We start from the raw sequence: 9729 nt of genomic DNA, 5'->3' as shown, positions 1-9729 counted from the left end.
GTGCTACTCACCGCCTGGCGCGGCGCCGCGGCTGCGGCTCTCACCGCTGGAGCCCGGCAATCCGGACCCGGCCTGCGGGCGTGTTGTGCCCGGCGTGAGGAAGCGCCGGCGGCTCTCCGCCCAGGCGCGCAGGCACGCGGGATCGCGCGGGCCGGCCTCGCCAAGGCTCTGGCAGCGGAACAGCTCGTCGCGCAGCGGGTCGGCCGCACCCACCTGCGCTTGTCGCGGGGGCGTGGCCTCCGGCCGCTCCTCCTTCCGGCTCAGCTCGATCACCGTCGCAGTGATCGCGACGGCGACGAACGCGATTGCGCCGATGCGAGCGAGGGTCTTGGGGTCCACGAGCGCCCCCGTCAGTTGCCGCTGCTCGGGAACATGCGCGCGTTGCCGGGCTGATAGCCGGCGCCGGGCGTGAGGAAGCGCCGCCGCTGTTCGCGACCCTGTTCAGCCGCGGCCGCGCGCTCGGCATCTGCCAGCGCCCTTGCGCGTCCATCGGCCGCCACGACGGCGGTGAGGTCGGCAAGCTGCTGCGCCTGAAGCGCGAGGATTTGGTTGCCGGCCTGCGTCGCCTGCAGCGCGCCGGTGGCGCCCTGGCTCTGGCTGACCAGCGCCGACATCTCTGTCCGGTTTGTGTCGAGATTGCCGACAACGCCGGCCTGGACACGCATGGCGTCCTGCAAGCTGCCGACCGTGTTCTGCCAGCGCGTGCGCGCATCGGTGATGAGCTGCTGGTCGGAAGCGGACAGCGAGGCATTGCCGTAGGTCGTCTGAAACGCCTGGTCGATCTGCTGAACGTCGAAGGCGATGTTCTGCGCCTGACCGAGAAGCTGCTGGGTGCGCTGGATGGACTGCTGCAGGCGCTGCAACGACGAATACGGCAGGCTCGCGAGATTGCGCGCCTGGTTGATCAGCATTTGTGCCTCGTTCTGAAGCGAGGTGATCTGGTTGTTGATCTGCTCCAGCGCGCGGGCCGCCTGCAGCACGTTCTGTGCGTAGTTGGTCGGGTCGTAGACGATCCACTGGGCCGAGGAGGGTGCGACCAGGACGGGCGAAAACGAAAGCGGAAGCAGAGCCGCCGCGGCGAGAAGCGCCGCGCGCGAGCGTCGGATGATCATGACGGTGTCTCCAGATTGGTGAGGCTTGGGATGAGGTCGGCGGCCCACGCGACGCCGCGGTGGCGCAGCCATGCCGGCAGGAAGCCCTCGCGGCCGTGCTCGGCGAGGATGCGGTCGATGGCGGCCTGGTCGGTCTTGGAGGACGCGGCGCAGAGCGCGAGGGCGACGTCGGAGAGGCCGAGCTCGAACAGGCGATTGCCGCGCCGCGATTGACAGTAATAGTCGCGCTTCGGCATGGCACGAGCGAGGATCTCGATCTGGCGGTCGTTGAGGCCGAACCTGCGGTAGATCGCGGCGATCTGCGGCTCGATCGCCCGCTCGTTCGGGAGCAGCAACCGCGTCGGGCAGCTCTCGATGATCGCCGGTGCGATGCGCGAATTGTCGATGTCGGAAAGCGACTGCGTGGCGAAGACGACGCTGGCGTTCTTCTTCCGGAGCGTCTTCAGCCACTCCCGGAGTTGGCCCGCGAAGCCTTCGTCGTCGAGCGCCAGCCAGCCTTCGTCGACGATCAGCAATGTGGGCCGCCCGTCGAGACGATCCTCGATGCGGTGGAACAGATAGGCGAGCACGGCCGGCGCGGCGCCGGTCCCGATCAGGCCTTCGGTCTCAAAGGCCTGGACCGAGGCTTCGCCGAGATGCTCGTGCTCGGCGTCGAGCAGGCGTCCATAGGCTCCGTCGACACAGAAGGGCCGCAGCGCCTGCTTGAGATCGTTGGATTGCAGGAGCACCGCGAGGCCGGTGATCGTGCGCTCGACCACGGGCGCGCTCGCGAGCGAGGTCAGCGCGGTCCACAGATGCTCCTTGACTTCGGGCGTGATCGCCACGCCCTCGCGCATCAGAATCGCGACGATCCAGTCGGCGGCCCAGGCGCGTTCGGGAACATGGTGAATGCCGGCGAGCGGTTGCAGCGAGACGCTCTCGGCGGACCCTTCCGTCAGGCCGCCGCCGAGGTCGTGCCAGTCGCCGCCCATGGCGAGTGCGGCGGCGCGGATCGAACCGCCGAAGTCGAAGGCGAAGACCCGCGAGTTGGAATAGCGCCGGAATTGGAGTGCCATCAGCGCCAGCAGCACCGACTTGCCGGCGCCGGTCGGACCGACGACGAGCGTGTGACCGACGTCGCCGACATGCAAAGAGAACCGGAACGGGGTGGACCCTTCGGTCTTGCCGAACAGCAAGGGAGGCGCAGCGAAGTGCTCATCCCGCTCCGGCCCCGCCCATACCGCCGACAACGGGATCATGTGGGCGAGGTTGAGCGTCGAGATCGGCGGCTGACGCACGTTGCCGTAGACATGCCCCGGCAGCGAGCCGAGCCAGGCGTCGACCGCATTGATCGTCTCGGGCATGGCCGTGAAGTCGCGGCCCTGGATGACCTTCTCGACCAGCCGCAGCTTCTCGGCGGCGATGCGGGGGTCATTGTCCCAGACCGTCACTGTCGCGGTAACGTAGGCCTCGCCAGCGTAGTCGGCGCCGAGCTCCTGCAGTGCGAGGTCGGCATCGGCCGCCTTGTTCGCGGCATCGGTGTCAACGAGAGCGGAGGCCTCGTTGGTCATCACCTCCTTCAGGATCGCCGCAATGCTCTTGCGCTTGGCGAACCACTGACGGCGGATTTTTGTCAGCAGCCTGGTCGCGTCGGTCTTGTCGAGCAGGATGGCGCGCGTCGCCCAGCGATAAGGAAACGCCAGCCGGTTCAGTTCATCCAAAATGCCCGGCGTGGTTGCCGTCGGGAAACCGACGACCGTCAGGATGCGAAGGTGCGCGTTGCCGAGCCGCGGCTCGAGGCCTCCGGTGAGTGGCAGATCGGCCAGCAGCGCGTCGAGATACATGGGCGTCTCGGGGACGCGCACGCGATGGCGCCTCGTCGAGATGCAGGAATGGAGGTAGGTCAGCGTCTCGCCGTCATCGAGCCATGCGCATTCGGGCATGAAAGCCTCGATGAGCTGCAGCACGCGGTCGGTGCGGTCGGTGAAGCCACGCAGGATCTCGTGCGGATCGACGCCGCGGTCGGCCTTGCCCTCGTAGAGCCAGTTCTCGGCGCGCGCGGCGTCCTCGGCCGGTGGCAGGTAGGTGAAGGTGAGGAAGTAGCTCGACTCGAAATGCGCACTCGCTTCCTCGAAGTCCGCCTTGCGCTCGGCGTCGACGAGCGCGGAGGCGGCATCGGGAAAACGGCTCGATGGATAGGCGCCGACGCCGTGGCGCTGGGCTTCCACGAAGATTGCCCAGCCCGATCCAAGGCGGCGGAAGGCGTTGTTGAGGCGGCCGGCGACCGCAACCAGCTCAGCCGGTACGGCGGAGTCGAGGTCGGGGCCACGGAAGCGCGCCGTGCGCTGGAAGCTGCCATCCTTGTTGAGGACGACGCCCTCTGCGACGAGGGCTGCCCAGGGCAGGAAGTCGGCGAGGCGCGAAGACGTGCGGCGATATTCAGCGAGGTTCATCATCGGCCGCCTCACACGCCCAGGAAGCCGGGAATGCGCAGGTGCCGGCGCGTGACATCGACGAACATCGGATCGCGCTTCGCCGCCCACACCGCCGCGAAGTGGCCGACCGCCCAGAGGCCGAGGCCGACGAGCCAGAGCCGCAGGCCGAGCCCGAGCGCGGTCGCGAGCGTGCCGTTGAGGATGGCGATCGAACGCGGCGCGCCGCCGAGGAGGATGTGCTCGGTCAGCGCCCGATGGACCGGCACCGAGAAGCCGGGGACCTCGGCGATATCAAGCACACCAGCCATCACACGACAGCCCCGCCGCCGAAGCTGAAGAAGCTCAGGAAGAAGGAGCTGGCTGCGAATGCGATCGACAGGCCAAAGACGATCTGCACCAGCCGGCGGAAGCCGCCGCTCGTATCGCCGAAGGCGAGCGTCAGGCCGGTCACGATGATGATGATCACCGCGATAACCTTGGCCACCGGGCCTTCGATCGATTGGAGGATTTGCTGGAGCGGCTGCTCCCAGGGCATGGACGAGCCGCTGGCATAGGCCGGCGCGGCGTAGATGAGCCCAACTGCGGTCAAACCGATGGCGCCGATCCGATCGCGGACCGGGCCGGCGAATGGACGTTGCCTGAACGATGGCTGTCGGACCGTGGTCATGCGTGATCTCCTGCTGGGCCTGCTGTCGCGGGGGTGATGCGGTAGTCGCCGCCGGGTCCGAGGCCTTCGACGCGGGCGAGTTCGGCGAGACGGCGCGAGGCGCCGCGGCCGCTCAGCACGGCGACGAGATCGATGGTTTCTGCGATCAGCGCGCGCGGGACCGTGACGACGGCTTCCTGGATGAGCTGCTCGAGGCGGCGGAGGGCACCGATCGCGCTGCCGGCGTGGATGGTGCCGATCCCGCCGGGATGGCCGGTGCCCCAGGCCTTCAGGAGATCGAGCGCCTCGGCGCCGCGCACCTCGCCGATCGGAATGCGGTCGGGGCGCAGGCGCAGGGAGGAGCGCACCAGGTCGGAGAGCGTCGCAACCCCGTCCTTGGTGCGCATGGCGACAAGATTGGGCGCCGCGCATTGAAGCTCGCGCGTGTCCTCGATGAGAACGACGCGATCGGCCGACTTCGACACTTCCGCCAGGAGCGCGTTGGTGAGCGTGGTCTTGCCAGTGCTCGTTCCGCCGGCGACTAGGATATTGCGGCGGTCGGCGACGGCGCGGCGGAGAATCTCGGCCTGGTCCGCCGTCATGATGCGGGCGGCGACATAGTCCTGCAGCGTGAAGACGGCGACGGCCGGCTTGCGGATCGCAAACGCCGGCGCGGCCACCACTGGCGGGAGGAGGCCCTCGAAGCGCTCTCCCGTTCCGGGCAGCTCGGCCGAGACGCGCGGGCTGCCGGCATGGACCTCGGCGCCGACGTGATGGGCGACGAGCCGGATGATGCGCTCGCCGTCGGCGGGCGACAGGCGCTCACCTGTGTCAGCAAGACCTTCCGAAAGCCGGTCGATCCAGAGCCGCCCGTCCGGGTTGAGCATCACCTCGACGATCGACGGGTCTTCCAGGAAACCGGCGATGGCCGGGCCAAGCGCCGTGCGCAACATGCGCGTGCCGCGAAGGACCGCCTCGGATTGCTGGAATGAAACCGCCATGTCGTCCCCGTTCTGCGCGGGACCGCTCGCGAGCGGCCCTGGATCGGGGATGAGTAGAAGAGGCAGAAAATCGGGCGGCGCAACAAGCGCGATACGGTCGTCGTAGTGTGGCGTGCAAAGACAGGGAAACGGCGAAGCCGCTGATGGCTCGCAAACAGTGTGATCGCGCCTATTCGCTGCTCGTGTTGGCCGGAACGTCCTCCGAAATCTCCTGTCGAAGCTTCGGGCCTTGGGCGAGCCGCCGGCCGAGCGCGGCCACGAAGGCGTCGTAGCGTTCGCCGGCCTTGGCGCGGGCGGCGGCCTGCGCGGGCTCTGGCAGCGGCGGGTTGGTGGTCAGCCAGAAGCGGACAAAGACCGCGAGCGTCTCGACGGCGATGCCGAGATCACGCTCCAGGCGCGCCATGCGCCGGTCGAACTGATCGAGACGCTTGGTGAGCGCCGCCTCCTGCCGCTCGGCGGCGTCGGGTGAGAGGAATGAGGCTATGGCAGCCTCAGCGATCAGCGATCGAGACTGGGCGCGGCGTGCGGCGTATTCGGCGAGCGCCTTGGTCACGCCGGGTTCGAGATAGACGGAGAGCCGCCGCTTCTTGTTCGGATTCGGCATGGCGGCCTACAGCTCCATGCCGTCGTTGGGATCGAGCGAGACCTGCCGCGCGAGGCTCTGCACGAGCCGGTTCATGCGGCTCAGCCGCGCGGCATCGTCCGGCTCGTCATCATTGGGATCGATCTCGAACTCGTTGCCGATCGGCGGCTTCTTCTCGATCGGGGTCACGCGGTCGAGCTCCGGCTGACGGCGCTTCTCGGAGCCAGTCGGGTCTTCGTTGTCCATCATGCCGGATGGCGCCTGCTGCTCCTGCACGGGCCGCGGCGGCAAGGGCCTGCCCGTCCAATCGTCCAGTTGCTGGTGATCTGTCTTTGCCAGGACCGGCGGCGGCAAGATGCGCGCCTGTAATCTCCGGTCCTCGAAGTAGCGGGCCTTCTTGGCGCGGATGGGCGGCGTGCCGGCGACCATCACGATCTCGTCGGCGGGCGGAAGCTGCATGATCTCGCCCGGCGTGAGCAGCGGGCGCGCCGTCTCCGAACGCGAGACCATCAAGTGGCCGAGCCATGGGCTCAGGCGATGGCCGGCATAGTTGCGCATGGCGCGCAGCTCGGTCGCAGTGCCGAGCGCATCGCTGACCCGTTTGGCCGTGCGCTCGTCGTTGGTCGCGAAGCTCACTCGAACATGGCAATTGTCGAGGATCGAATTGTTCGGTCCGTAGGCCTTCTCGATCTGGTTGAGGCTTTGCGCGATCAGGAACGACTTCAACCCATAGCCCGCCATGAAGGCCAGCGCGCTCTCGAAGAAGTCGAGGCGGCCGAGCGCGGGGAACTCATCGAGCATGAGAAGCAATCGGTGTCGCCGGGCCTTCGCATGGAGATCTTCCGTCAGGCGCCGGCCGATCTGGTTGAGGATCAGCCGGATCAGCGGCTTGGTGCGGGCGATGTCAGACGGCGGCACGACGAGGTAGAGCGTGGTCGGCCGCGCGCCGCCGACGATGTCGGTGATCCGCCAGTCGCAGCGGCGCGTGACGGCCGCGACGACGGGGTCGCGGTAGAGGCCGAGGAACGACATCGCGGTGCTCAGGACGCCGCTTCGTTCGTTGTCCGACTTGTTGAGGAGCTCGCGCGCCGCGCTCGCGATGACCGGATGCGGTCCGGCCTCTCCAAGATGCGGCGTCTTCATCATCGCCGCGAGCGTCGATTCGATCGGGCGGCGCGGATCGGAGAGGAAGGAGGCGACGCCTGCGAGCGTCTTGTCCTCCTCCGCGTAGAGCACGTGAAGGATCGCGCCGACCAGCAGCGCATGGGAGGTCTTCTCCCAATGATTCCTCTTCTCGAGCGAGCCTTCGGGGTCGACCAGGATGTCGGCGATGTTCTGGACGTCGCGGACTTCCCATTCGCCGCGCCGGACTTCGAGCAGCGGGTTGTAGGCCGACGACCTCGCGTTGGTCGGATCGAACAGCAGCACGCGGCCGTGCCGCGCGCGGAAGCCGGAGGTGAGCTGCCAGTTCTCGCCCTTGATATCGTGGACGATGGCGCTGCCGGGCCACGTGAGCAGGGACGGAATGACCAAGCCCACGCCTTTGCCGCTTCGGGTCGGGGCAAAGCAAAGGACGTGCTCGGGTCCGTCGTGCCGGAGGTAGTCGCGGCCGAGCTTGCCGAGCACGACGCCGTCGGGGCCGAGGAGGCCGGCCGCCTTCACTTCATCGAGCCGGGCCCATCGCGCCGAGCCATAGGTGTCGACGTACTTCGCCTCGCGGGCACGCCACACCGACATGGCAATCGCGGCGGCGATCGCCATGAACCCGCCCGACGCCGCGATATAGGCGCCCTCCACGAAGATCGCCGGGGCATAGGCGTCGTAGAAGAACCACCACGCATAGAAGGACGGGGGATAGTAGACCGGCCAGCCGAACAGGATGAACCAGGGCGCGCCGAGCTGTGCCTGGAAGCCCAATCGCCATGCCGTCCATTCCGTCGCGCCCCAGGTCGTCGCGAGGATGATCAGCGCGACGACCAGAATCTGGCCCCAGAGAATCCTGGTTCCGGTCATGACTTCGGCTCCTTCGAAAACGGTTTGGTCACAGGCCGATCCCCCTCTTGCGGCCGAAGCTCCAGTCGATCCCGCCGTCGCCGCGCGCGACGCCGGAGACATGGCGGCCGAGATGCTGTTCGAGGGACGGCGACCAGGGCACGAGTTGGAAGCCGAGACCATCGTCGAGCATCGCGAACCGGCCGGAAGCGAGATCGAAGCGGCGGCGATAGGTGCCCGCGACGTATTCGCCGGCGGTGGACTTGACGGCCGTCTGGCCGGTCTCGGCCTCGAGGCGCTGCCTCAGCGCGTCGAGCTCGCGGCGCCGCAGCGTCTCGATCAGGTTGCGGCTAAAGCTGACGCCGCGGTTTTGCCGCTCAGCCAGGCCCTGAGCGATCAGATGCTCGGCGCGGCGGTCGAGGGCGTCGCGGACCTCGGCGCCGAAGCCGCCGCCGCCGAGCGGGACCGGCTCGCGCGCGATGGCCTGGCGGTCGAGCCAGGTGGCGCCGTTCGCCGTGATCTGCTGCTCGAGCGGAAGGTCCGAGCGGACGGCGAGCGCGACGCGCCGGCGGCCCTGGGCGTCGTCGAACTTGCGCAGCTCGACGATCGAGCCCGGGGCGGAGTCTCCGGCGGCGTTGAGATCGGCGAGCCTGATGTGATGGGTGCGGCCGTCGACGCCGTCGACGACGGCGTAGGCGGTGCCCTTCAACTCGTCGTCGAGCCCGCGCGCCAGCAAGCGGCCGACGATCGGCTCGTCCAGGCTTTCGCCGGCCAGCACGTAGCTCGAAGGCCCGCGTTCGATACCGCGCTCGGCGAGGCCGTGATGGATCCGCTTGATGATATCGCCGCGCTCGCCGAGCTCGCGCAGGCGCTTCTCGGCAGACTCAGAGATGACCCATTGGCCCGGCCCGATCTGCTCGGCGAGACCGAGACCCTCCAGCTTGCGCAGGCGTCCGACCTTCAGCGCATGGAATTCGTCGGGCCGGCGGCCGGCATGCGGCGCGAGATCGATGATGCCCGTCGGATGGGCGTCGCGCGCAAGCTGGCGGTCGAGGTTCGTCCAGCGTTCGGCCGCGATCTGGCGTTCCAGCGTGGTGCGGATGTCATGATCGGTGCGCGGGCCGAGCTCCTGGGTGATCAGGTCGCGCGCGCGGTCGCGCATGCCTTCCTTGATGTAGTCGCGCGCGATGACGAGGTTCTCGCCGTCGTCACGAACGCCGCGCACGATCAGGTGGACATGCGGATGCTCGGTGTTCCAGTGATCGACCGCCACCCAGTCGAGCCTCGTCCCGAGATCCTTCTCCATCTGGCCGACCAGCTCGCGGGTGAATCGCTTGAGGTCCGCCATCTCGATCGCGTCGTCCGGCGACACGATGAAGCGGAAATGGTGACGGTCGTCGGCGCAGCGCTCCGCGAAAGCCTTCGGATCGGCCTCGTCGGTGCCCGGTCCGAAGAGCCGCGCCTTCTCTCCGTCCCGGGTGACGCCCTCGCGCCGCAGATAGCCGAGATGGGTCGCGAGCGGCGCGCCGCGCGCGCTGTGGCGGACGACACGCGCCTTCACGACGGCGCCGCGCGAGCGCGCGGTGATGAGGCGGTTCGCCTGCACCGAGGCGCGCTGGCCGCGGCCGAAGCGCGAGCGATGGCCGGGCCCGATCGTCCCCTTGCGGGAGACGGAGCCGCCGGCGCGCTGCGCGGCGGCGAGCGCCTGGGCGATGAAGGGCCGCGCCCGCTGCACGCGCGTGGAGCGGATGCGGCCAGGGCGGATGCGGAAATCGTCCTCGGCGCTCATGAGCGCAGCCCCGCACATCGCGCCAAGCGACGGAATTCATTGCAGAAGTGCCGAAGGCGCAGGCTGCGCCGGGACTGCGCACCTCGCGGTTTCGGCATGCAAGCTATTGAAAAAGCACGACCGTCCTGGCGCGCACCTCGCGCCCCTTTATCCTGCCATCGTGCGGTCGGGGTTGCGCCCTCCCGCCTCACC

At 68.5% G+C, this 9729-nt stretch carries 9 protein-coding genes; all 9 read right to left on the bottom strand.

All coding sequences use genetic code 11. The features are described from left to right. Nucleotides 1–3 precede the first annotated feature (3 nt). Complete coding sequence (gene trbK-alt, locus FRZ61_RS16210; protein ID WP_151118720.1) at nucleotides 4–339, bottom strand: putative entry exclusion protein TrbK-alt; 336 nt, start codon at nucleotides 337–339, stop codon at nucleotides 4–6. Between the two features lie 11 nt (nucleotides 340–350). Then, nucleotides 351–1112 (bottom strand): P-type conjugative transfer protein TrbJ, encoded by a 762-nt coding sequence (trbJ, locus tag FRZ61_RS16205; protein WP_151118719.1) that lies wholly within the window; start codon nucleotides 1110–1112, stop codon nucleotides 351–353. Further along, the gene (gene trbE, locus FRZ61_RS16200; protein WP_151118718.1) at nucleotides 1109–3547 is read right to left on the bottom strand and encodes a conjugal transfer protein TrbE; all 2439 of its coding nucleotides are present in this window, start codon (nucleotides 3545–3547) and stop codon (nucleotides 1109–1111) included. The genes trbJ and trbE overlap by 4 nt, the downstream gene beginning before the upstream one ends. 8 nt (nucleotides 3548–3555) lie before the next feature. Further along, a complete protein-coding gene (locus FRZ61_RS16195) occupies nucleotides 3556–3834 on the bottom strand; it encodes a VirB3 family type IV secretion system protein (protein WP_151118717.1) in 279 nt (92 codons plus the stop codon). Continuing rightward, complete coding sequence (locus FRZ61_RS16190; RefSeq protein WP_191909054.1) at nucleotides 3834–4193, bottom strand: TrbC/VirB2 family protein; 360 nt, start codon at nucleotides 4191–4193, stop codon at nucleotides 3834–3836. Before FRZ61_RS16190 ends, FRZ61_RS16195 begins: the two co-directional genes overlap by 1 nt. Continuing rightward, complete coding sequence (trbB, locus tag FRZ61_RS16185) at nucleotides 4190–5173, bottom strand: P-type conjugative transfer ATPase TrbB (protein WP_151118716.1); 984 nt, start codon at nucleotides 5171–5173, stop codon at nucleotides 4190–4192. The genes FRZ61_RS16190 and trbB overlap by 4 nt, the downstream gene beginning before the upstream one ends. 169 nt (nucleotides 5174–5342) lie before the next feature. Next, nucleotides 5343–5777: a CopG family transcriptional regulator gene (locus FRZ61_RS16180; RefSeq protein ID WP_151118715.1), complete on the bottom strand. Its 435-nt coding sequence runs from the start codon at nucleotides 5775–5777 to the stop codon at nucleotides 5343–5345. Between the two features lie 6 nt (nucleotides 5778–5783). Beyond that, nucleotides 5784–7871, bottom strand: coding sequence for a conjugal transfer protein TraG (locus FRZ61_RS16175; protein ID WP_456077632.1), 2088 nt, complete (start codon nucleotides 7869–7871; stop codon nucleotides 5784–5786). Continuing rightward, entirely contained in the window at nucleotides 7798–9537 is a 1740-nt protein-coding gene (locus FRZ61_RS16170; protein WP_151118714.1) for a relaxase/mobilization nuclease domain-containing protein, read from the bottom strand. The genes FRZ61_RS16175 and FRZ61_RS16170 overlap by 74 nt, the downstream gene beginning before the upstream one ends. Nucleotides 9538–9729: the final 192 nt, after the last annotated feature.

This window comes from Hypericibacter adhaerens, from assembly GCF_008728835.1.
GTDB classification, from domain to species: domain Bacteria; phylum Pseudomonadota; class Alphaproteobacteria; order Dongiales; family Dongiaceae; genus Hypericibacter; species Hypericibacter adhaerens.
This window is presented reverse-complemented; position numbering and strand designations above follow the sequence as displayed.